Origin of the sequence: Anoxybacillus eryuanensis, assembly GCF_051200995.1 — a bacterium.
GTDB classification, from domain to species: domain Bacteria; phylum Bacillota; class Bacilli; order Bacillales; family Anoxybacillaceae; genus Anoxybacillus; species Anoxybacillus tengchongensis.
Window position 1 is genome coordinate 36,127 of record NZ_JBPODS010000007.1, and the last position, 23,079, is coordinate 59,205.

Annotated in this window: 18 protein-coding genes and 1 pseudogene; 5 read left to right on the forward strand and 14 right to left on the reverse strand. The window is 41.9% G+C overall.

Annotated elements, in window-relative coordinates:
• Positions 1-2 precede the first annotated feature (2 nt).
• The 5 genes and pseudogenes from HNQ84_RS08565 to HNQ84_RS08585 form a co-directional block, all read right to left on the reverse strand.
• Complete coding sequence (locus HNQ84_RS08565; protein ID WP_435621831.1) at positions 3-554, reverse strand: hypothetical protein; 552 nt, start codon at positions 552-554, stop codon at positions 3-5.
• 147 nt (positions 555-701) lie between these two features.
• Positions 702-2,222 carry a YifB family Mg chelatase-like AAA ATPase gene (locus HNQ84_RS08570; RefSeq protein WP_435621832.1) on the reverse strand — a complete coding sequence of 507 codons (1,521 nt, stop codon included), beginning with the start codon at positions 2,220-2,222 and terminating at the stop codon, positions 702-704.
• A gap of 1 nt (position 2,223) precedes the next feature.
• Entirely contained in the window at positions 2,224-2,796 is a 573-nt protein-coding gene (locus HNQ84_RS08575) for a transposase (RefSeq protein ID WP_435621833.1), read from the reverse strand.
• 293 nt (positions 2,797-3,089) lie between these two features.
• Positions 3,090-3,264 (reverse strand): annotated as a pseudogene (locus HNQ84_RS08580) (terminase gpP N-terminus-related DNA-binding protein); the annotation flags it as partial.
• A gap of 438 nt (positions 3,265-3,702) precedes the next feature.
• Positions 3,703-6,645, reverse strand: coding sequence for an S-layer homology domain-containing protein (locus HNQ84_RS08585; RefSeq protein WP_435621834.1), 2,943 nt, complete (start codon positions 6,643-6,645; stop codon positions 3,703-3,705).
• Positions 6,646-7,022: 377 nt separating this feature from the next.
• Between HNQ84_RS08585 and HNQ84_RS08590 the strand changes: the two genes are divergently transcribed.
• Positions 7,023-7,988, forward strand: a complete 966-nt coding sequence (locus tag HNQ84_RS08590; protein WP_435621835.1) for a C40 family peptidase — start codon at positions 7,023-7,025, stop codon at positions 7,986-7,988.
• 23 nt (positions 7,989-8,011) lie between these two features.
• On the opposite strand, the gene HNQ84_RS08595 is transcribed toward HNQ84_RS08590, so the two are convergent.
• On the reverse strand, positions 8,012-9,595 hold the full coding sequence (locus HNQ84_RS08595; RefSeq protein ID WP_435621880.1) for an S-layer homology domain-containing protein: 1,584 nt from the start codon (positions 9,593-9,595) through the stop codon (positions 8,012-8,014).
• 117 nt (positions 9,596-9,712) lie between these two features.
• Positions 9,713-13,153, reverse strand: coding sequence for a S8 family peptidase (locus tag HNQ84_RS08600; protein WP_435621836.1), 3,441 nt, complete (start codon positions 13,151-13,153; stop codon positions 9,713-9,715).
• Between the two features lie 237 nt (positions 13,154-13,390).
• On the opposite strand from HNQ84_RS08600, the gene secA2 reads away from it, so the two are divergent.
• Both secA2 and HNQ84_RS08610 read left to right on the forward strand, forming a co-directional pair.
• Positions 13,391-15,721, forward strand: coding sequence for an accessory Sec system translocase SecA2 (secA2, locus tag HNQ84_RS08605; protein ID WP_435621837.1), 2,331 nt, complete (start codon positions 13,391-13,393; stop codon positions 15,719-15,721).
• A 22-nt stretch (positions 15,722-15,743) separates the two neighbouring features.
• A complete protein-coding gene (locus HNQ84_RS08610; protein WP_435621838.1) occupies positions 15,744-16,613 on the forward strand; it encodes an accessory Sec system S-layer assembly protein in 870 nt (289 codons plus the stop codon).
• A gap of 171 nt (positions 16,614-16,784) precedes the next feature.
• Here HNQ84_RS08610 and HNQ84_RS08615 read toward each other — a convergent pair whose 3' ends face one another.
• Positions 16,785-17,234 (reverse strand): hypothetical protein, encoded by a 450-nt coding sequence (locus tag HNQ84_RS08615; RefSeq protein WP_032101266.1) that lies wholly within the window; start codon positions 17,232-17,234, stop codon positions 16,785-16,787.
• Positions 17,235-17,426: 192 nt separating this feature from the next.
• Between HNQ84_RS08615 and HNQ84_RS08620 the strand changes: the two genes are divergently transcribed.
• Positions 17,427-17,840 (forward strand): helix-turn-helix domain-containing protein, encoded by a 414-nt coding sequence (locus HNQ84_RS08620; RefSeq protein WP_032101393.1) that lies wholly within the window; start codon positions 17,427-17,429, stop codon positions 17,838-17,840.
• Between the two features lie 183 nt (positions 17,841-18,023).
• On the opposite strand, the gene HNQ84_RS08625 is transcribed toward HNQ84_RS08620, so the two are convergent.
• A complete protein-coding gene (locus HNQ84_RS08625; protein ID WP_435621839.1) occupies positions 18,024-18,416 on the reverse strand; it encodes a DUF1640 domain-containing protein in 393 nt (130 codons plus the stop codon).
• A gap of 375 nt (positions 18,417-18,791) precedes the next feature.
• Here HNQ84_RS08625 and HNQ84_RS08630 point away from each other — a divergent pair, with 375 nt between their 5' ends.
• Positions 18,792-19,199, forward strand: coding sequence for a YwpF-like family protein (locus HNQ84_RS08630; protein ID WP_343053397.1), 408 nt, complete (start codon positions 18,792-18,794; stop codon positions 19,197-19,199).
• A gap of 4 nt (positions 19,200-19,203) precedes the next feature.
• On the opposite strand, the gene srtD is transcribed toward HNQ84_RS08630, so the two are convergent.
• From srtD to HNQ84_RS08655, 5 genes are read right to left on the reverse strand one after another with little or no spacing between them, the layout of a single operon-like run.
• Positions 19,204-19,710 (reverse strand): class D sortase, LPxTATN-specific, encoded by a 507-nt coding sequence (gene srtD / locus HNQ84_RS08635; protein WP_435621840.1) that lies wholly within the window; start codon positions 19,708-19,710, stop codon positions 19,204-19,206.
• Complete coding sequence (locus HNQ84_RS08640; RefSeq protein WP_435621841.1) at positions 19,692-20,615, reverse strand: processed acidic surface protein; 924 nt, start codon at positions 20,613-20,615, stop codon at positions 19,692-19,694. The genes srtD and HNQ84_RS08640 overlap by 19 nt, the downstream gene beginning before the upstream one ends.
• Positions 20,616-20,675: 60 nt before the next feature.
• A complete protein-coding gene (locus HNQ84_RS08645; protein ID WP_435621842.1) occupies positions 20,676-22,022 on the reverse strand; it encodes an aspartate kinase in 1,347 nt (448 codons plus the stop codon).
• A gap of 49 nt (positions 22,023-22,071) precedes the next feature.
• Positions 22,072-22,500 (reverse strand): DUF1284 domain-containing protein, encoded by a 429-nt coding sequence (locus HNQ84_RS08650; protein WP_435621843.1) that lies wholly within the window; start codon positions 22,498-22,500, stop codon positions 22,072-22,074.
• A gap of 40 nt (positions 22,501-22,540) precedes the next feature.
• Complete coding sequence (locus tag HNQ84_RS08655; RefSeq protein WP_435621844.1) at positions 22,541-23,023, reverse strand: competence protein ComK; 483 nt, start codon at positions 23,021-23,023, stop codon at positions 22,541-22,543.
• Positions 23,024-23,079 lie beyond the last annotated feature (56 nt).

The following is a 23,079-nucleotide window of genomic DNA, read 5'->3' on the forward strand; positions in this document are numbered from 1 at the left end:
AATCAATTAGGGAGCCGCGACTTTAAGTTTAAAATCTCTTTTTCATGTTCAATCATTTTATCAAACATGACATCGGATCGACGTTGCAAATATGCAACGGTCACATCGACGGATTTTTTAATGTTTGTTAAATCCGTTAGCATAGGAGCTTGATTATTTTTCGATACGCGTATTTCTTCAAGGATTTGTTGCTGTGTCTTCTCCATATTTCCAAGTGATTGTTTCACATGAGTCATATCTGTTTCTAATTTTTCTTGACCTTTTTGAAGCTGCTCAACATCTTTTCGCAATGCCTGCTGACTTTCTCGCAGTTCCATCACATCTCGTTGCAACCCTACTACATCCCGTTGTAATGCTTTTTGGCCTTCTTGCAACTCCGCTACATCCCGCTGTAATGCTCTTTGACCTTCTTGCAATTCCGCTACATCCCACTGTAATGCTTTTTGGCCTTCCTGAATTTGCGCCACTGTTCCTTCTAATCGATCGAGCCGCTCATGAACAGGTTTAAACTCTTCTTGAATAATGGAGCGCAACATTTCTTTTAGCTCATTCATTTCACACACCCTCCCTTGACATTCATTATAGCATATTAGAAAGTGCCATCAATGTATATTGCGGGAGATCCTTATTTACCAAATTAGGAACCTGTCTTTTTCTCCCACAAACATTTTGCTCATACACCAATCACTCTCCCTATCTCCTCAACACCCTCCCTTCCTATTCCTTTCTTGACGTCCTTCTTTTATCCTCCGAAACGCCATCGCTTTCCATAATGCTTCATCGGTGATGTGTTCCGCTTCTGCTAAGTCGGCAATGGTGCGAGCGAGGCGAATGATTTTTGTTTGGACGCGGTTGCTCCAGTCGTTCGTAGCCGCCCAATGTTGAAGCAATTGCTGTTGCCTTTTCGTCAATGGACTTTTCGCAAGCAGCACGTCCATTGGCACACGACCGTTGGTGATTTCTTCCCCATACCGTTCGTATTGCTTAAAGCGTGCGGCTTCCACGCGGCGACGAATTGTTTCCGAACGCTCTAGCTGTTGGTGTTTTTGCGTCAAATCCACTGCTTGTAACGATAACAATATATCGATGCGATCATAAATCGGCCCTGAGATGCGCTGACGATAGGCGTGGATTTGTTTCGGACTGCATATGCAATAGCGCTTTTTCGAACCGAAATATCCGCATGGGCATGGGTTCATCGCCCCGATCAAAATAAAATGTGCTGGATACGTCACTGTCGACGAAACGCGGCTAATCGTCACTCTGCCTGTTTCTAACGGCTGGCGAAGCATGTCGAGCGTCTTTTTCGTAAACTCTGCCATTTCATCAAGAAATAATACCCCACGATGAGCAAGCGAAACTTCTCCGGGCTTCGGCTGCGTTCCTCCACCAATCAATGCCACGGAAGATGCTGAATGATGCGGATGACGAAACGGTGGGGAGGAGTCGTTTTTTGTTTCTCCAGCTAATTGATACAAACTAAGCACCTCCAGCTGTGCCTCATGGGAAAGGCGCGGCAAAATCGTCGGAAACGTTTCAGCTAATAAACTTTTCCCACACCCCGGCGGTCCAATCATTAACACGTTATGCTCTCCTGCTGCGGCAACTTCAAGTGCATATTTGGCGTCTTCATGTCCGATGATATGTTCAAAATCACGATGAGTTTTTTGAGGTGGATCGACAGCTGAAGGTAGATGATTCATCGAAAATAACACTTGTTGCCCTTGTAAACATTGCACCACTTGATCTAATGTTTGAACAAAAACACAATCGATATGCTGCAAGTACTGGAAGGGAAATGTGGGATCATATGGGACATATACTTGTTGAAAGCCGAGTTTTTTGGCAGCTAAAATAGCTGGCAACATGCCATCCACTGGCTGAATCGTTCCGTCTAATGACAATGAGCCTAAAAATGCGATATGTGACGGAATTGGTTGCTCGAGTTTTCCTTTGACTTGTAAAATGCCAATCGCCATTGCTAAATCAAACATCGGGCTTTGTTTTTTTCGCTCGGGCGGCGACAAATGGATGACAAGTTTTTGATTCATAATATCACATCCAAACGCATGCAACGCTGCAATGACACGCTCCTTTGCTTCTTTCACCGATGTATCCGGCAATCCAACAATGACTACGGAAGGCATTCCCGGCAGTTCTTTCACTTCCACTTGCACACGATACCCTTCCATCCCACGCAAACCGATGCTACAAACTTTCATGTTATTCCTCCTTGACACAGTTCGGTACAACATCTTCTTTCACAAACTGCACATATGCCTTCTTTTTTTCATTCATTGTTCCAGAAAAGTAACGAAGGAGTACATCCATGTTCATAAACGAAGGCAATGAGGAAGGTTGGTGATAAAAATAAAAACTGCTCCAGCGATAATGTTCGGGAAGATGCACCATACGCGCCTCGACAGGGTTGAGATGAATATAGCGACTGACTTCTAACATCCCCGCGTCATCGTCAATGATTTTACTGAAGTAACGCTTTTCAAACACATGACCGGTTAATCCGTAACGTGTATTGTAATAGTTGGCGTATCGTTTGTTAATCAGTGCCATGACTTTGGAAATGGATTCCTGTTGCGAACGAAGCTGCAGATGGAAATGATTCGTCATGAGGCAATACGAAGCAATTTCAAACGGAATTTTGTCATGAAGCTGTTCGAGGATATGCAAAAAAGCAAGGAAATCATTTGTTTCTTTAAACAACGGATCACGCCGATTCCCACGACAAACGATATGGTAAAACAAATGCGGCACCCATATCCGCCTTGCTCGTCCCACACTTTTCACTCCTTTTGAAGTATTTTCACACATTTCTTCGACAAAAATAGCAAAAATCCTGCATGTTCAAAAAATTTTCTTCGACAGCTGACAGTACACAGGCACGTAACCAAATGCTCGTTGATGCGGATAAAAAAAGAAACAGAGAGCCACTCAACGACTCTCTGTATCTACTAATCTTCGACAATCTTCGGGGCGTGACAGGCACCATACCCCAATCACTCTGATTCCTTCACGTTAACTGAATTTATACTGTCTACTTTTCGGATCGCAGTGCACAGGCACCATACCCCATGAATATAGTTATAAATAGTTTTCTTGGATCGATCAATAATCGTTGCGATTTCTCCTTTGGTGTATCCCCTGCAAATGAAGATAAATGGCTTGGTAGCGTTCATATGTTCGTTTACTTTTTGCTTCTTTCATGGCAGTGGACAACTTTTCGATCTCGTCTTTATGATTTGGCATCGTATTTTCTCTCCGTTCCCCTATTATTTATTCGCCGTGGAACGGGAGAAAACCTTTATTTCAATCTATATAGTAGATAATTCTTTCAAGATATAGAGCGTTCTTAAAAAATATCCGACGAAATAACTTTAATTCAATTGCTATCAGCATGGGAGAGAATACGTGCCCCGCGACCCAAATCAATGGCAAGTTACTTATTTCTAAGCTGTTGAGTATTAACTTAGCTATCAACAAAGACACAGCATATAAAACGAAACAATACAAAAATTCCTGAATTTCACTTTCTGTTATTCTTTTCAATCCTACCTCCTCCGTATTTTTTAATACAAAAATGACGAAATTCTTCCTCACTGAAAAAACAGAGAGCCACTAACGACTCTCTGTTTCTATCAATCTTCGAGGCATAACTGGCACGCAACCCAACAGGCACGCTACCAATTAGTTCCCCTTATCATCTTTTGTTGTGCTTGTAGCAGTTGCACTTCCTGTAGCTTTATTGTCTGCAGGGTCAACTACAGTAATAGTTGTATTCGATGGACCCTCAGGGACAATTTCAACTGTGGCAGATTGATTCACATTCACGGTGTTGCTTAACACAATAACAAGATACTCGTCATCATCTTTTGAGTTACTAATAGAAGCAATCGTCTGTTTTGAACCTTGAACAGTTACTTTAAAGTCGTCTGTATCAAAAGTCACACCTGACTTGAGTGCCTCTGAGAATTTCACTAACAACTTCGTAGTTGTTGTATCTGTGTCATTTACAATCAAATACTTAACTTCTTGAAGGACTGGTTTTACATTATCAGTTAACGTCAATACTGTTTCATAAGGTGTTTTTGTCTGCAAATCACCGACGATACGAACACCGTCTTTAGTCATTACATCTGTTTTAATCGTTAACTTATATGAAGTAGTTGTAACAAATGTTCCCTCAGGAAGTGTGATTCTTACAGTCTTTTTGTCACCGAAGAAATCAATTTTTGTTCCGTTTGGTAAAACTTTGCCATCCAGGGAATAATTTGCCAAATCTAATGCTGATGTGCCCATTTCTACACCGTAGTTAATTTCAATAACATTTTTAGATCCAGATACAACAGTCGGAGTAGCACCATTCGTTGTGAATTCAACATACTTAAAGAAGTTATTCGCTGTTGATTTAACAGTAACTGTAAACGCATCATTTTTGTTTGCGTTCAAGTTATAGCCTACCACGCTATTTTTCACAACAGCGTATTGAACTTTTCCTTCCTTAAACTCAACTGTATATGGTTCGTCTTTCACATCAGAAAGTGTAATTTCCACAACTGAATTATCTGATGTACCTAAGCCAATATTATTTGGTGCGATAATTACCCCATCCTTATTGCGTACAACAATATCAGAAAGAGATGGAGCTGCACTCAAGTTACGATCGAAATCAATTAACAACTTCTTATTTGTTGTATCAATATTTGTTTTTTCAACTTGCGGTTTATTTGTATCTTTTGAGAGTGTTACTGTTCCTTCGTACTTCGCACCAATGAAGTTAGAAGCGTCTTTATAGTTTTCAAAAGTAACATTTAACGTAACACTATTCTCATCTTTTCCGTATAGAGGGTTTAACTCTCCAGTACTAGGTTCAGTAATAACGACATAATATCCTGGCTTTCCGTCTAGAGTGCCTGATTCATAATAAACTTTGTTCTTTTCTGTTCCTGTTCCTACATCATTTGCTAATTGAGCATTATTGCCACCTACAGCGAATGTATAGTTACCTTTTTTAATTGTGAACGAAGCATTAGTAACTGTTGTGCCACCCTCGCTAAGTTCAATAAAGAACTTGTTAGCATTCAAGGCCTTCACTGCCTTAACAAATGGAGCCTCAGTGTCTTGAGTGACTGTATAAGTAGAAGTAGCAACACTAGCTTTGTTAGGAAGTACACCCTTCGTGTCTGCCAAATCGAAAATTACTACTTCATGCGTTCCTACTTTTCCAGCAAGTTTCTGCTCACCAGAAGTTAACGATACAGTATAAACATAGTTACCTGGTGCATCATCATCGGCAGCTAATAATGATTGCGATCCCAAAGCCACACCATCCACTTTGATAAGTGTTACCAATGGTGATACCGGACGATCAAATGTTAATTGTAAGGATGTTCCGTTATACTTTGACTCTACGATCTTTGGAGCTGTAGAAACATTAAATGTAACTTCGTCTGAAGCAAATCGTTCAACTTGTTTTCCTGTATAATCTTTTACTGAATCTTTAACTTGTAGAACAAACTTATCCCCACTATTAAATACAACACCATCTTTGAGGCGGATGAGTGCTGTTTTACCATCTACTTTGATTTTGTCAATAGCGGATGTTTTGCTGACACCATTAATTTTCAATTCATAGTTTGCTACATCCGATGCTGTTTTTGAATCAACATTTTTATTGAAAGTAACTAAAATCTCTTCAGCATTAATCGCACTTACACTTTCAACTTTCGGCGTTACAACAGGCACATCTACTTTTGCTTTGTCGGTTGTTTGACCTTTGTAAGATACGTTGTAAGATTTGCCTTCTTCTAATGCTGCTTTTGTTTTGATGACAACAACTGTTGTTTTTGCTTCAGCTGCTGCGGCTGCTTTGATCGATACAGAGTCGATTTCAACGCCTTCGATTTTGAAATCGTCTTTATTTACGTTTGTTAATTCGCCGTTGAATGTTACTTCTAATGTTTTTTCGTCAACAAGTTTTACCGCTGTGATATCAGCTGCGGAAACTTCTTTTTTCACATCCATCGCACGAACGACGAATGAAGCGAATTGACCGCGTGTGACGTTTTGTTTTGGCATGAACTCAGTGTTTTTCGTTACACCGTTTGCTTCTAATGTTTGGATGTATTCACGCGCCCATGAGCCAGCTTTGTCAAGGTCAGTAACTTTTGTTGTGTGGTTTGCTGGTTTTGTTAATTTGAACGCTTCAACAACGACTTTCGCCATTTGTTCGCGAGTGATGTTTGCGTTCGGGTTGAAGTTGCCTTTTTCGTCTCCAGTCATGATTCCAGCAGCTTGCACGATCGCCACCGCTTCTGCTAATTCAGCTTTGCTCGCTGGAACGTCTGGGAAGCCTGCTCCTTTTTGAGTCACGCCTGCATCTTTTAAAATGCGTGAGAAGATGATCGCAGCTTCACCGCGTGTTAACGGTTTGTTTGGTTTGAATGTACCGTCTGCATATCCTTTAATGTAACCTTTTGCTACTAATGTAGCGATGTCATCTGCATGCACGCTTCCTGCTACGTCTGTGAAAGAAGCTGCGCTTGCTACTGGTGCGATCGCTGAAGCAACAACTGCTGCAGAGACTGTACCAGCTAAAAATTTGCGATAAGACTTTGGTTGGTAAGCCATCGACATATTTCCTCCTTTTGTTTCTGCTTCTATTTAGTTCAGCTAAATTTAAGAGATTATGTATGTTCTCTCTATGAAACTCTTAAACTTAGCGAGTGAACGACTACAAACTACATTATAATTTTTTCCATGATTAAAGTCAACCATTTTTTGAATCACTTTTCTTTGTTGGAATAACAATACTGTTTCATATGTAGCCTTCCACCTATTCACCATTTTACCTAATGTTCGACTTTTTTCAATACCTTCCTACGTAACTTTTTGACAAAAAGTTTTGTTACATAACTGTAAAGTTATCATTCTCCTATTTATGATACACTTGGAATAGTGTAAAAATGTCGAAATTGTAAGAACAATGGCGGAGTGAGGTGTGACGTGTGAGGCGGTTTGTTGCAACATTGCTTTTGTTTTTCCTTTTCCCTTCTTTCGCTTATGCAAACGAAAGTTACGATCGGCTCATTCCACTGGCGAAAAAATATGTCGGTGTGCCGTATCAGTTCGGCGGAAGTTCGGAAAAAGGGTTTGATTGTTCTGGATTTACGCGCCATGTAATGAGCAGACTTGGTGTGACGTTAGCGCGTACGACAGCGGAACAATATAAACAAGGAAGCGCAGTAAAGAAAGAAGATTTACGAGTCGGCGATCTCGTCTTTTTTGAGACGTATAAAAAGGGGCCGTCGCATGCAGGTGTTTATATTGGGGATAATCAATTTATTCATGCGAGCTCATCCAAAGGCATTACGGTCACTTCATTAGACGATTCTTACTATAAAAAGCGATACATAGGAGCAAGACGTGTGCTTGCATACGTGCAAGCTGCTGGGCAGTTTCAAGATGTCGGAAACGATTTTTGGGCAAGTAAAGAAATTGAGGCGTTAGGAAAAAAAGAAATGGTGCTTGGATATGCGAAAAGCTACTTTAAGCCCGATGACGTGATGACGCGTGCAGAAGCTGCCGGACTGATCGCAACGTACTTTAACTTCAACATGAACAATCGAAAAGAAACGTTTTCTGACGTACCGAGCGATCATTGGGCTGTCGGTGCGGTGAACGCCCTTGCGAAAGAAAATATTGTCGATAAAAACAATAAGCAGTTTCAACCCGATGAACCATTAACGCGCGAACAATTAGCGATGTGGTTTGCGGAAGCATGGAAGTTGAAGCGTGGAGCGGATGTGCCATTTACCGATGTAAAAGAAACAGATGCAGCCTATGATGCGATTGAAAAACTTGTCGCAGCTGGCATTGCAAGCGGCTATGAAGACGGAACGTTTCGACCGAAAGAGACAGTGACACGTGCACAATTTACGGTATTTTTCTATCGTGCAATCAACGCAAAATAGCGAGAAAGGACAAGCCTTTCTCGCTATTTTTTATCGATCGTTCGCTTTAAAAAGAGCACAAACTGCCCGCGTGTCACAACGTCGTTTGGACGATACGGATTGTTGATCGTCACTCGATTATAAAATAGCGTGTTAATCGGCTCATACGCCCAGTGAGAAGGAGAAACATCAAAAAACGATTGATTTACAGTCGGGCGTTCATATACGTCTGCATATACACGCGTTAAAATCGTTGCCATTTGAGCACGAGTGATATAATCGTTCGGATATAGCTTTCCGTTATATCCTGTAAGCAATCCATATGCCTCAGCAATCGCCATTTCTTTATACCACGGATCGGTCGGTTTGATATCTGTTGCTTTGCTGACGTATCCTTCTGGCAACGTGAGTTTTAATTCACGAATAAGCATAAGCGCAGCATGTCGGCGAAGCAACCGTTCATTTGGACGAAACGTTCCGTCTGGAAATCCCGAAATGACACTCCGTTCATATAATAATCTTGCTGCTTCTTGCAACTCCTCCCCGATCACATCTGGAAAAAGTGAAGGAGGGGAAAGAAGCGAGTCAATCGTTCCGTATTGGACACGTAGCGTCGCTGAACCACGATTAAATCCTTTTGTCGTCGGCTGAACGACACGAAATAGAGCCGTATCAACAATCGTTGAACGAAACAACCACGACACTTCATTGTTTAACGTTGCTCCGTCGTATGTCGTTTCTTTTACTCCTTTTGGCACACTTCCGATATAAACGGAGGCATAGCGTCCGTTTCCATCGTGCGCGTTGACGTACGCGGTGGCATCGGCATATGTGTAAAGCTTGAGCGCATATACGTTATGTTTTACCGTATAGTTTGTCAGCAGTAATGACAGCGGTGGCATCGGCTCATACGGAGCGCCGAGCTGATTTTTCCAATACGTTTGTAACGTTGGAAGCTCAAACGGTGTCGGAAGATGCACGTTCATTTGCATATGTCCTTTTAAAGCATTCGGTGAGCCGAATAATTGCACGTAGTCTTCTGCTAGTATTTCAGGCATATACCATTCGTACGCTCCACTGCCATCAGCATGGACAGACGGATAGCGGAATAGTTCACGCGCAGAAGCATATGACGATTGTAACCATTCGTTCGGGCGACGTTGTTCTTTGTTAATCATATAATAGTACGTAAAATGATGCCCGTACTCGTGTGCGAGCGTCGTCGCCATTTGTTCCACCGTCGTCCATTCGTTGCCGCCGTATAAATGAATGTACCGATTCGGAAGAAGTGCGAGCTTCGGGCTCAGTTGATATTGGACAAAATATTGTCCGAGCACGTTCTCCCCTGCTGGATAGTCCGGAAAAATTTTTACGCTCCCTAACAAAGCAAGCTCAGCACCATGTTTGTTTTTTAATAGTTCTTGTTCCAACAAAACGAGCTTCGTCTTCGTCCAATGGGGGCTATAGCTTTCAAACGTGACGCCACTTTCTCCTTTATAGCTAGCGATGAGCGAATAGTAGTTTTCATAGCTTTGCGCCTGCGCTTTTTTCGTTAAATCAACGACATGGGCGTGGGCAGGCGCGTGAAAAAAGAATAAAAAAACGAATGAAAGCCAAATGAATCGCATGCGCTGCACGTCAATCACCTCGTTATCTATTAATCTACATTTATGTTAACACGTCACACGCGATGATGGAAAAGAAAAATAAGGAAGGCTGCCTGTATGCATAGGCAGCCTTTATATTTATTTCTTCGTTATAGAGAGCGTGTATGGGTTGGCATTTGGTCGGGCAAGCGATTCTTCAACGACGACATAGTACGTTCCTTTTTTCAAAGAAAGCATGCCGGTTTCTGCATCGCCATCGCCGTAATGGTCGTACGTTTGAACGAGGCGACCTTTCGCGTCGTAAATGGACATGACCCCATCCATCGTACCCGGTACATCGAGCTTGAATGTAAATGTGCCGTCTTTTTCAACGACAAATTTGTAATAATCTTTATCGCCGTAATCAACGACGTTCATGTAGCCACGTGCTTCATACACATTTCCTCTTTTATTGAAAGAAAGCGGTTTTGATGGCACATTGTTTTTCACGACGGAAGACGCATCTTCGTCTTTTTTATTAAGCGATTGAATACCAAAGTTGTACGACTGTAGCGATAGCCCATCCCACATAAACGAGTTGACGACAAAGAAGTAGCCGACATTTTTCTTCGCTTGGAACGAACCGTTTACATCGTATAACGGATTCCAACCGTCTGGATAAAAGGTTACAGCTTTGCTGTATTCGTCTTCATCGATCGTCATATTTCCGTTCGTATCTTCAACAACGGATACGATTGGAATTAATGTACCGCGCAATTGTTTTGGCAACGATGCGTTCGTTTTGCTTGGCTTCGCAAAAAACGTCAACAGCTCCTTCGCTTGACGATGTTTATAGTAGTAGTAATCAACATCGTTCGGAAGCACGAAATTTCCTGTTTTCGATTCATTGACATTTACAACTGTCGCTTGAATTGGCTCGTTATTTTTTTCGTTCACATCTTTCGGGGCATCGACGAGCTTTTTCGATGTCATGACATACGGATCAGCTACCGGTTGATAATTGTCATTTTGCACCGACATGTAATACGTTTTTCCTTCTTCAAGAATTAACGTCCAGTCTGTTTGTTTTTTCCCTGTCATCCAATCAAACGGCCAGAACGAGTGAACAGGAATGAGATCATCTTTTTTCTCATCGTATTCGAACAACATTGCTGACGGCATCATGTCGTCAGGTGTCGCAAACGAAAACTGATATATCGCTGTGTTCGGAACAGTGAAGCGATAAAAGTCTTGGTCACCACTAAACTGGATAAATGCTTCTGTCCGATCACCGATGTTGTAAGGGCGAGCATTTTCTTTAATTTGCTGGATTTGTTCTTTTTCAAAATAGCTCCAGCTTCCGTCATCGCCAATGATGATGATATCGTTTGGCTTGCGCATTTGTTCTTTTATTTTTTCCATTTGTTCAACAGCACCATCGCCCGTTGGCATCGGCTCGCGCGCTGGGAAGTTGTCTTCGTCTTGTGGCAATATAATGGCTTTTGCGCTCAGCTGATATGGAATGGCTGATGCGTTTCCTTCTTTCACTTGATTGCTTGACATAAAAGAGTCTAATATCATCGGATAAAATCCACTCAGTGGTTCACTTGACGCTTCGAGCACATACTGTACGCCCGGTTGCGCTTCAAACGTCACCGTCTCTCCTTTACCGACACCGTTATTGTTCCCAAACACGATTGGGAATGGAATTTCTTTATACTTCGCATTCGGATCAACTGGACGATATAGTTCTTCAGCTAAATAAACGTTTAATGACGAATCAATGCCCGGAACAGGCGACAATTCAAACTTCACCGTTGTCGGCTCTGCGACAGTAAAGCGGAAATAGTCGCGATCGCCTTCTTTTGCATCTTTTTCTGGCACAAACGTTAAGTTTTCTAAGGCAAACGGCAATTGTTCAATGACAGCTGGATTTTCTTTTGTAATGCCATCATCGGCAAGTTCCGTAAACGATTGAACAGCTAACGTATACGTTGATTTTCCTTGTAAACTATAGTTGCCATTTGCATCTGTAACGCCGATTGCAAGCACGCCAGATTGTTTCGCCGTAAATAGTTTCGCTTCCATCTCGCCTGCTCGACCGTCATTCACTTGAATGGGCTTTTCAGACGTTGTTTTTCCTTCTGGATAAAAGCGAAACACAAGTTTATAATCGTAAGCTTCAGACCCTTCGAGTAGCGCTTGCACGCTTTCACCTTGTTGGACGTTTACTTTTACCCAATGCACTTCTTCCGGTTTTGTCAGCGATCCTTTTTTCACGTACGGTTCTTTCGCATCAATCACAGGCGCTTTCGCTAAAATCGTTTCATCGTTCCATTTTTCTTTTTGTGGCACGTTTTTGATATTATATTGCAGCGCAGCAACGGGATTGACTAAACCGTTACCGTACGTTAAATCGTATCCTTTTTCCCCTAAATCTGTTGCGGTGCGCTCTAAAATCCATTCAACTTGATACGGCTTTAAATTCGGGTACTTCGATAAAAGAAGCGAAGCGACGCCTGCGACAACTGGCGATGCCATCGACGTTCCACTTAACTCAGCAAACGAAGACCCTTTCGTATAGTCATAAATGGGGCTGTATACATCAACCCCCGGTGCAACGAGGTCAACAGATGGACCGTAGTTTGAAAACTCAGCAAGTTTATTTTTGCTGTCGGTCGCCCCCACGCTAATGACTCCTTCATAGGAAGCTGGAATGGAGTACATGTCCGTCGCTTCATTTCCTGCTGCAGCAACGACCGTAATCTCTGCATCAATTGCTTTTTGAACAGCTTCTTCTAAAATTGGCGAGCTAAAATAGCCACCGAGGCTCATATTAATGACTTTTGCTCCTTTTTCAATCGCATATAAAATCCCTTGGGCAATCGTATAGTCGCTTGCCCCCCAACCGCCACCGAATACGTCAATGGGTAAAATTTTAACATTTGGATTGACACCGTGTGCACCAATGCCGTTGTTTGCGTTCGCTCCGATAATACCTGCAACGTGCGTCCCGTGTACATCTTTTACAGGCGCACCTGCTGGATTGATCGCATTGTAAGCAGGGAGAACGCGTCCTTTAAGCTCTGGATGCTTCGTATCCATCCCTGTGTCGATGACAGCAACCGTGACACTAGACTTTCCAGCAAGTTTTAACGCCTTATCCATATTTAAAAGCGATAATAAATACATATGATCTGCTTTCGGATCAGCAGAACCGAGCCGTTTGTATGTAAAACTTGGTGTCACGCTTTTTACGGCTTTTAATTTTGCATAGTTTCTCATCACGTCTTGCAAACTTTTCCCTTTTTGCACCGTCACAACATCGTATTTTAATTGCGGAAACGACTGTTTTACTGTCGTTCCTAAACTACGATGCACAGCAGCTGGAATGGCCTCGTTGTACTTTACGATCAATGTATCCGTACTCACTTGGTTTTGCGCATCTTCAAACTTTTTGTAAGCGAGTGGCGCTGATGTTTTCGTCATTTGTTTTTTCCACTGCGCAATCGGCGGTTCCGTCGATGCTTGCGCAACTGCCGGCACGATAAGCGATGAGGCTAAACTAATCGATAATGCGGTTTTCTTCCATTTTTTCATAAAAAGCCTCCTTCAAAAGAATGTAACATATGTATTCGCCATAACAGGCAAATACACCTACTATAACGAAAAAAAGACAAAAAAGTTTCATATTTTGATAATTTTTTCTAATAAACTTACAATATCACCCAACAAACAAAAAGTAAAGAAATATTTTCCGGGTCGTGAAACATTTTGGGAACAATGGTATACTGTACGTTGAAACGATTTGATTTACAGCGAAGGAGAAGGTTCCCCATGTTGTCTTACATAAAAAAACTAGTAAACAGTGATGAACGCAAACTGAAAAACTACAATAAAATCGTCGCGCGTATCAATGAGCTTGAACCGACATTTGAATCGTTGACAGATGAAGAATTACGCGCCAAAACAAACGAATTTAAACAGCGACTAGCGCAAGGTGAATCGGTACTCGATATACAGGTCGAAGCGTTTGCGACTGTCAGAGAAGCATCGAAACGCGTGCTTGGCATGCGCCATTTTGACGTTCAGCTCATCGGCGGTCTTGTGCTTGCCGAAGGAAATATTGCAGAAATGGCGACAGGTGAAGGAAAGACGCTCGTCGCTTCCGCCCCAAGCTATTTGCGCGCGCTTGAAGGAAAAGGCGTGCACGTCATTACCGTCAACGACTATTTAGCTCGCCGTGACCGTGATTTAATCGGAAAAATTCACGAGTTTTTAGGGCTGACCGTTGGCTTAAATTTGCCACAAATGACACTAGAGGAGAAAAAAGCAGCATACAATGCCGATATTACGTACGGTGTCGGTAACGAATTTGGTTTCGACTATTTGCGCGATCATATGGTGTACAGCAGCGCTGATCGTGTCCAACGCCCATTTCATTACGCGATTATCGATGAAGTCGATAGCGTATTAATTGACGAAGCAAAAACCCCTCTCATTATCGCAGGAAAAACAGGTGTCAGCTCGGAGTTAAGCTATTTATGCGCCCGTATCGTAAAACATTTCATTCGCGATGAAGATTACGAATACGATGAAGAAACAAAAACTGTTAACTTAACCGAGCAAGGCATTGAAAAGATTGAAAAAGGATTTGGCATCGACAATTTATATGATCTTGAACACCAAGTGTTGTATCATTACGTCATTCAAGCATTGCGCGCATACGTCATGTTTACACGCGATGTCGACTATATCGTAAAAGACGGAAAAGTGTTGTTAATCGATATGTTCACCGGTCGTCCGATGGAAGGACGCAGTTTAAGCAATGGTCTTCATCAAGCCATTGAGGCGAAAGAAGGATTAGAGTTAACAGAAGAAAATAAAATCCAAGCATCGATTACGATTCAAAACTATTTCCGTCTTTATCCAATTTTATCCGGAATGACAGGGACGGCGAAAACAGAAGAAAAAGAGTTTCAAACGTTGTATGGAATGGATGTCGTACAAATTCCAACAAACCGCCCTGTCATCCGTCAAGACTTGCCAGACCGCGTCTTTGCGACAATCGATGCGAAATATAAAGCAGTCGCAAAAGAAGCAAAGCGCGTGCATGAGACAGGACAACCGATGCTTATTGGAACAACATCTATTTTACAGTCAGAAAAAGTGGCGACATATTTAGCAGAAGAAGGATTGTCGTTTCAATTGTTAAACGCCAAAAGTGTCGAGCAAGAAGTAGAATTGATTTCACGCGCTGGTCAAAAAGGACAAATTACAATCGCGACAAATATGGCAGGACGTGGAACAGACATTATGCTTGGAGAAGGCGTGGCAGAACTTGGCGGTTTATATGTTCTCGGTACAGAACGCCATGAAAGCCGTCGCATCGACAACCAGTTAAAAGGACGGGCTGGCCGTCAAGGAGACCCGGGGCGCTCGCAATTTTTCATTTCGCTTGAAGATGACATGTTTCGTCGTTTTGCTAAAGATGAGCTAGAAAAAATGAAAAAATCACTACAAGTAAATGAAGAAGGTGAAGTATTAAACAAAGAGGTGCATGAATTCGTCAACCGTGTACAGCGTATTTGTGAAGGAAGCAACTTCTCTGTAAGGGAATATAACTTAAAACTGGATGATGTATTAAACGAACAGCGTCGTACCATTTATACGCTCCGCAATCGCATTCTTGAAGCTAACGATGTTATTCCAATTATCGTTCATATGGTGCCGTCATTTCTTGAAAGAGAAATTCGTTATACATGTCCAGAAGACGTCATTCCAGAAGAATGGGATATGGCTCGGCTAGTGAAGACCGTTCAAACGGTGACAAACGAACATATTGATTTGACTAGTGTTGTCGATCAAAAAGAAGTGGAAGCGATCGTCCAACAAGCAATCTCCTCATGGAAAGAGCGCGTGCATGCATTAGAATACACCGAAGAACACAAATGGGCATTGAAACGTGCTTTACTTTCACTTATTGATTTTCATTGGACAAAACATTTGGAAGCAATGGAGTTATTAAAAGAAGGAATTGGGTTGCGCTATTACGGACAAGAAGATCCGATGCGCCAATATGCAAAAGAAGGGTTGGAACTCTTTATACAAATGTACCATCGATTAGAAAAAGATGCTTCCCAACAACTTGCCCAGCTACTTATTTAAATCGAGGAAAGGAGATGGAACGATGATTCCATTTTTCAAAAAGAAAAAACAAGGTGAAGATAGTACCGTTCAAGCAGGACAATTATTTGACGGAGCAGCTGAACAACAAGATGAAGACGTGCACACCACGTTATCGATTCATCCACTGATGTCGCTAACGACAGAACAAAAATATTATTTTCAATACGTAAATAACGAACTGCCACCATTGAAAAAAAATCAAGTATCACTATCAGGAATTGAATGGAAAAAAGAAGATGATCGTTATATTGTTACAGCGTTTGTGCGAAACAGTTTAGATCAATCAATTCGTTTTGAACATACACCTTTGTTGTTGATTGGGCCAGATGGGAAAGTAATCGGACGAAAGGTATTTCCAATGCACGAACTTGGGGACATTCCGCCTAAAAGCAGTCGTCCATGGCGATTTGTATTTACAACGAGCGACCTGTATACAGAACATATTCCAGAAACAGGATGGAAGTTGGCGTTTGAATTAAAAAAGCCACATCGACTAGATTTAGAAGAAAGTTGGGAACAACATTTAAAAGAAGAAGATAAACAAAAGCTTGAGCAACTCGTTCGCTCTCTTACTCCGCCAAAACAAGGAGAAGTGAACGTCATGGGACTACAGGCGCGCATAAATGAAGAAGGAAGTTTAGTGATCACATTACTCATTCGCAATGGTAGCGACAAAAACATTACGTTTGAACAATTGCCATTAGTGGTTGAAGATGCATCAGGGGACGTTGTTGCACGCGGAGCGTTTACATTGCAATTAGAAGTAAAAGCAAATACAAGCAAACCGTGGACGTTTATCTTTCCAAAGTCGCTCTTGCAAAAAGAACAATTTGACTTTTCCACATGGCGCGCCTACATTCCGCAATCATAAAGAAAAGGGCTGATGATTTACATCAGCCCTTTTCTTTGCCTCTGGCCACCAACCGCTCTCTATTGTAAACAGAAGGAAATAGTACTACAGTTATATTTTAGCATCATTTTTCACGTTTAACAAACATATTTTTAGTTTTTTGGCATAAATTTTTCGTTGACAAATTTGACATTAAAATAAGCAATATTGAATTTTCTGCCCAGAACGAATGGAAACTGAGCGGAATGTACATAAGATGGCTCGTTCTTCAGCAGCTGTGAGGTCATTCATCGGTGCGGGGATGTAACGTTTCTCGAGGTCACTCCAACGTTTCACACATATTTGAGCTTTTCCTCTTCCGAAGAAAAACGTAATGACAATCATTAATTGATCGTCTATCGTTTTAAAAAATAAAAACAAGTCATCTTTTGTTGTGCACGTAATCATCCGATAACGAATCGGTTCTAGCGGTCGTTTATCGCTTGGTGAAATAAACTGAAGTGAATCAGAAAAGTGAATGGGCTCAATCGTTCGCGATTCGTGAAACGGAGGATTCGGCTTCTCTTTAATAAGTACTTCACACATTTTTCCTCCTTGTTTCGCTTGATGAACAATGTAATTTGAAAAATAAATATTCACGATTCATCCTCTCCTTCAAGTTTTTCCAATGTATATTTTTACATTTTATGAATATTCAATCAACTTTTTTTCGACAAACAAACCGTCGATTTTTGTTCTAAAAATGAACATTTTGTCATTTCGTTCGTAAAAAGAACAAAATAAACCCCTTTCTTCTTCTATCGTAAAAAGAAAAAGGGAATTTGGTGGAAGATGATGTTACAACGTATTGGCGAACAAATTAGACGGTTGCGAAACGCTCACGATTGGACGCAAGAGCAATTCGCCCAACGATTAAATGTATCTCGTTCTAAAATAAGTAAATGGGAAAATGGTGAGGTGCTCCCTGATTTACAATCCATTATCGATATGAGTGATATGTTTCGTGTCAGCGTCGACTTTTTGCTTGGAAAACATCCAACAGATGAACAGCTGTTACAAGAAGTGCGATTGGCGTACGGAACGGACGAAATGAGCGATGAGCAATTATCGCTTATTCGTTACATGAATGAACAGCGCGAGCTCGCGAAGCGACTATATGCCCTACAGTCATTGCCTTTACATAAGCGAAAGCGAATTGAAGGAGTCGTCATCAAGATGATTGATGAAATGATTGAAGCGTTGAAATAAGAAAAGCGCAAAGCGCCCGCCTATCGGCGAAGAGCGCACAAGCCCCACCGAGGAGGCTGTCGCCGCCGCAGTGTGGGGCGAAGCGACTCGAGCCGATGGCGCTTGGAGCTAGACAGCTCCGTAAATCTAAAATTTTATACTTTCTTATCTTTAAAAAAATAAAAAAGGGGCACTTTTTGCCCGTTATTCAATGCCAATTAATTTTTTTAAGCGATACACGTCTGCTTCTGTTTGCCATTGTTTTTGTGCGTGCAGTTCAAATTTGTCGTGTAGCTTGTCCACTTTTGTTTCTAACTTGTCGATGCGCACATGCAACTCTTTTATTTCTGCACGCATCCCTTGTTTGAAGCTTTCCATTTCTGCACGTATTTCTTGCTTGAAACTTTCCATTTCTGTGCGCATCTCTTGTTTGAAACTTTCCATTTCTGTGCGCATCTCTTGTTTGAAACTTTCCATTTCTGTGCGCATCTCTTGTTTAAAGCTTTTCATCTCTTCTTTTAAGCTTTCTATTTCCCCACGCATTTCACGTACTTCATAAAGCAATTCTTTCACCGCTTGTAAAACTTGGTTTTCCATTTTTCATTTCCCTCCTTTCTATTCGTTTTACCCCTAGCATATCACTCTCGTAACAGACGGTCAATTGAAAAAAGAGGCTAGCGAAGGGGATGCTAGCCAAATAATGAGGGAGCAGTAAGAGGACACATTTTGGAAGGAAGTTGAGAGGAATTGTTTTTGATCACCTCCTCGATTCATATGATACAAAAATAAAAAAATGGTGTAAAATTTCGATTTTTCAATTTTCGAGCCCGTTTTTTTGTTTTTTTGCCGTTTTTCGGCCATTTTTGACAAAAAAAGCGCCTAAAAATTCAATTTTCACTTTTTCTTTTCTTTTTTTGTTACATTTCGCCCATATGGTATAATAAAGGCAACTACTGTTGCGAGGTGGATGCGGTGAAAACTTTTAAGCTCGTTGCTCTTACACTATTGCATGAGCAAAAACAAGACATTCCGCTCATTGATGGGTTAATGATTAATAAAGAAGATGAAAATAAACGTTGGCTTATCGAGGCGTATGTCGAGCAAACATATCGCGAGCTATTTACGTCGTTAAAAGAGAGCGAGGCACCGTTTGATGCGCTCGTAACCATTTCGCGCAAAACGAACGATCCCGCTCATGTACGTGCAACTGTTCGCTCCGTGACGATGATGGGAGAACGAATGAGCGTATTAATGGATGCGACGCTCATTAAGCGCTCGAATTTAGCTGAAGTCGTGTTAGAAGACTTAGTTCAACGTGGACTACATGGCGAAACGCTCCTGCAACAATTTAAACAACAAATGCATACGAAAAGAGGCTGATTATTCAGCCTCTTTTTTGTTTGGCAACTACCACGTATCTGTTCGGCGCATCGCCTACCCAGCGAAACGGATAACATGTAATTAACGTTAGCGTCGGGTGCGCTTTTGGGATGAGCACTGTTTTGTCATCGGGCTTGACGATGCGAATATGTTGAACGACATACGTCCACGTTTTGTCGTTCGTCCGTACGATCAGTTCATCCCCTAATCGCATGTCCTCGAGCTTACGAAATACTGTATCGCGATGTCCTGCTAAAATGGTATGATTGCCCTCACCAGGAAGTGCACTTCGTTCATCGTGTGCCACTCCTTTATTTAACTGTTGCATGCCTTCATAAATGGGCATCGCTACATTTAGTTTCGGAATAAATAGTGTTCCGATGGCGTCGCCTTGATGGACAATAGGGTAGTTACTTTGTTGGACCGCTTCATACGCTTCATGCCAACCGATAGCGTTTGCCCAAATGAAAGAAGCGCTAAATAAAAATAACGCTATCGCCACGACGCGCATCGTTTTCCCTTCTTCCATAACACGAAGCTTGCAAAAAGTAAAGCGATACCAATCAATATGTTCATCCCGTACGAAGAAGCAGTTTTTGGCATGCGCGCAACAAGTAATCCGCTTTCTAAATCAAGCGCCATCATACCGATATGCGCGAGCTGCTCGCTTGCATCAATGAGCGCACTTGATCCGATTCGCTCATACGGAATATATAAATCAGCTACCAATGTGCCGTCGTCATCGTACCATTCCATCACAACAGGCGCCGTGGCGGTTTGGAATTGCTCAAACGAAATGGGTTTTCGCCCTTGTTCGTTTACTTCATACACTTTCGCTTGGAGACGGTAAAGCGAAAGCCATTCGCTCCAAAGATGACGGACGGTTTCTTGTTCTGTTTTTGTTAGTGGTATAGATGAGTCGCGCAATACGAGCGTTTGAATGTGTTTATCGAGGCGTTCAAGCGTTTGTTTCGCAGACGGAGGCGTCCGTTCGACTAACCGATGAATTTCATCTTCAGTTAGCCCGATCGTTGCTAAAACGTCGGTCATCGCTTGGATCGCATCGTAACGATCACGATAAAACGATAAGGCATATGCTAAATCTTCGATGAACGTATATTGTTGTAGTTGTTCACCGAATTGTCCGAGAAGCGCTTCGGCTTCTTCTTTCGTCATTTCATAGCGGAGCAATAGTTCATCAAGACGCTCTGGAGTGATCGGTGTTCCTAATTGTTTTTTCAATGCTTCCAACGAAGAAAAATCGTTGATCGTCATATTCCATTTCGCTAAATAACGCGTTAAATCGTCCATCGTCCAACCGATGTCTTGTACGTATTGTCGCAATGCTTCTTCAGGAATGGCTGCTTGCACAGGTGTCGCACATAATAAACAAATCAATAACCATAGCACGCGCATGTATTTTCCTCCCTTATGTGTGCTATGGTTATTTTGTTCGATTATTCCATTTTTATACGATTAGAAATACACTTCGTATAAGGCGCGCACCGCTTTTTCAACCGCATCCGCTTTGACACCAAACATCATGCTCACTTCCGATGAACCTTGGTTAATCATTTCGATGTTGACGTTTGCGCGAGCGAACGCAGCGGTTGCCTTTGCAGCAATACCGACGCTCCGCTCCATCCCTTCTCCAACGACCATAATAAGCGCTAAATCGCGTTCAATCGATACTTCATCGACGCGCAACTCTTTCACAATGCGGTCTAATACGCGGCGCTCTACATCACCAGCCAATTGTTCTTCACGTAAAATAACAGACATGTTATCAATGCCTGATGGCGTATGTTCGTATGAAATGCCTTCATCTTCTAAAATTTGTAGTAGGCGACGTCCAAATCCGATTTCGCGGTTCATTAAATATTTGCTGACGTTAATGCTACAAAAGCCTGTATCGCTGGCAATGCCCGCGACAGGACGCTCGCGATGGTCTCTCGTTGCGACAATCATCGTCCCTTTCGCTTCAGGGTTGTTCGTATTTTTGACGCATACCGGAATGCCACGGCGGTACACAGGTTCAAGCGCTTCATCGTGAAAGACGGAAAACCCTGCATACGACAATTCGCGCATTTCGCGATACGTCAATTCTTTTAATTGGCACGGATGCTCAACGATTGATGGATTGACGCAGTAAATAGAGTCGACATCGGTAAAGTTTTCATATAGCTCAGCACCAACACCTGCGGCAACGATCGAACCCGTAATATCCGAACCGCCACGTGGGAAGGTAACGATATGCCCTGAACGAGAATAGCCGAAAAAGCCTGGAATGACTAAAATACCACTTCTTTCTTTTAATTTTGCAAGTCGTTCATATGATTCTGGCAAAATTTGTGCATTTCCTGGCTCGTCTGTCACGACAATACCAGCATCTTTTGGATTGACATAATGCGCTTCATAACCGAGCTGACGAAGATAGTGAGCCATCAGTTTAGCGTTGTTATCTTCGCCACTTGCTTTTAACGCATCAAGTAAACGTTCAGGCTGATCGTGATACGTATCAATGATTTGTTGCAAGCTTGCCGAAATGACGTCTAAAATGTCGCGCGACAAATGTAAATCCGTGACGATTTCATCATAGCGTGCGACCACTTGAGCAAGCACCCCTTCGTATATGTCATGTTCTATTACTTTTTTGGCAAGTGTAATTAACAAATCTGTCATCTTCGTATCATCTTTACATCGTTTCCCCGGCGCAGAGACGACAACAAATTTGCGCGCTTCATCCGATGTGATGATGTTGGCTACTTTTTGAAATTGCTGTGCATTGGCGACAGAACTTCCCCCGAATTTTGCTACTTTCATATGCCATAACCCTTTCTTTCTATTTTTATTTCATTATCATAGCACATCTTCAGTTATTTTTGTCAGAAAAATTTTTCAATTTTCGTATCCCTTCTTTACAAACTCCGTACGATAACCACGAACATCCTGCGCAAAGTACATCTAAGTCATCCGGTTCAACCGCTTGCTTCGTTCGTTCAATTAACTCGGATTTCATATATACTCGGTTTTCTTCGAGCTGTAAATGTTTTAGTACACGGTGATCCATCGCTAATACATGATCATTTGATTCCTCGTCCGCTTCGCAGCGGTCTACTCCATGATGTGGGCATGCATAACATGCTTCATCGAGAGCTGCAATAACGCGAATCGGACCATCTGTACGATCATCGCGCATAAACGCAACGATTTCCGTCATCTTTTTCACGAACGATTCGCTATACCCCATCCCTTGAAATCCGTGCACACATAATAAATGATGTCCTCGCAACGTCCGCATAATCGTCCTCTTTTCTTTCTTACTCTCGAAATATTATACACTATTTTTCATAGTTATTCATCATTCTTTGTTGCAATGTGAAAATAAGCATCGCCGTTTTATACATTTTTCCTTCCAACGTTCCTTTTTGTATATCAACAATGAGTTCTTGTTTATTTTTTAAAATGACTTTCGTTTTCTTTTTTTCATACGGTTGTATCGTCTTGATGTGGGATTGTGCAATCCATATGCATCGATCGCTGTCAGGAGAACATGTTGGAAAGAAATAGAGCTGAAGTGCTTCACACACGGAGACGGGAACCATTTGCCGAATGCCGAGAATATGTTTTGCTGCATGCACTTTCCCCTCATATGTACTTCCGTAGTAACGGCAACTTTGTTGCATAATTTCTTTTGGCGATCGCTCGACATTGTACGTATTGTACAATTCGTAAACAATCGTGCCAAGCCGACCGTATTCATCGTATTTTGGCACAAGGGCAGCCGTTTCCTCCATAATAATATACTCTTCCATTCGTTCCATCCAAACTCCCCCTCACAAATATATGTTCGCCTTCATTATAATGAATGTTCATAATT

Bases quoted from the DNA above. Each gene is read 5' to 3' on its own strand.
- HNQ84_RS08610 (WP_435621838.1), top strand. From the start codon at position 15,744: ATGATTCCATTTTTCAAAAAGAAAAAACAAGGTGAAGATAGTACCGTT.
- HNQ84_RS08570 (WP_435621832.1), bottom strand. From the start codon at position 2,222: ATGAAAGTTTGTAGCATCGGTTTGCGTGGGATGGAAGGGTATCGTGTG.
- HNQ84_RS08595 (WP_435621880.1), bottom strand. From the start codon at position 9,595: ATGCGATTCATTTGGCTTTCATTCGTTTTTTTATTCTTTTTTCACGCG.
- HNQ84_RS08655 (WP_435621844.1), bottom strand. From the start codon at position 23,023: ATGGAACGAATGGAAGAGTATATTATTATGGAGGAAACGGCTGCCCTT.
- HNQ84_RS08585 (WP_435621834.1), bottom strand. From the start codon at position 6,645: ATGGCTTACCAACCAAAGTCTTATCGCAAATTTTTAGCTGGTACAGTC.
- HNQ84_RS08565 (WP_435621831.1), bottom strand. From the start codon at position 554: ATGAATGAGCTAAAAGAAATGTTGCGCTCCATTATTCAAGAAGAGTTT.
- secA2 (WP_435621837.1), top strand. From the start codon at position 13,391: ATGTTGTCTTACATAAAAAAACTAGTAAACAGTGATGAACGCAAACTG.
- HNQ84_RS08620 (WP_032101393.1), top strand. From the start codon at position 17,427: ATGTTACAACGTATTGGCGAACAAATTAGACGGTTGCGAAACGCTCAC.
- srtD (WP_435621840.1), bottom strand. From the start codon at position 19,710: ATGCGCGTCGTGGCGATAGCGTTATTTTTATTTAGCGCTTCTTTCATT.
- HNQ84_RS08625 (WP_435621839.1), bottom strand. From the start codon at position 18,416: ATGGAAAACCAAGTTTTACAAGCGGTGAAAGAATTGCTTTATGAAGTA.
- HNQ84_RS08600 (WP_435621836.1), bottom strand. From the start codon at position 13,153: ATGAAAAAATGGAAGAAAACCGCATTATCGATTAGTTTAGCCTCATCG.
- HNQ84_RS08645 (WP_435621842.1), bottom strand. From the start codon at position 22,022: ATGAAAGTAGCAAAATTCGGGGGAAGTTCTGTCGCCAATGCACAGCAA.
- HNQ84_RS08640 (WP_435621841.1), bottom strand. From the start codon at position 20,615: ATGCGCGTGCTATGGTTATTGATTTGTTTATTATGTGCGACACCTGTG.
- HNQ84_RS08650 (WP_435621843.1), bottom strand. From the start codon at position 22,500: ATGCGGACGTTGCGAGGACATCATTTATTATGTGTGCACGGATTTCAA.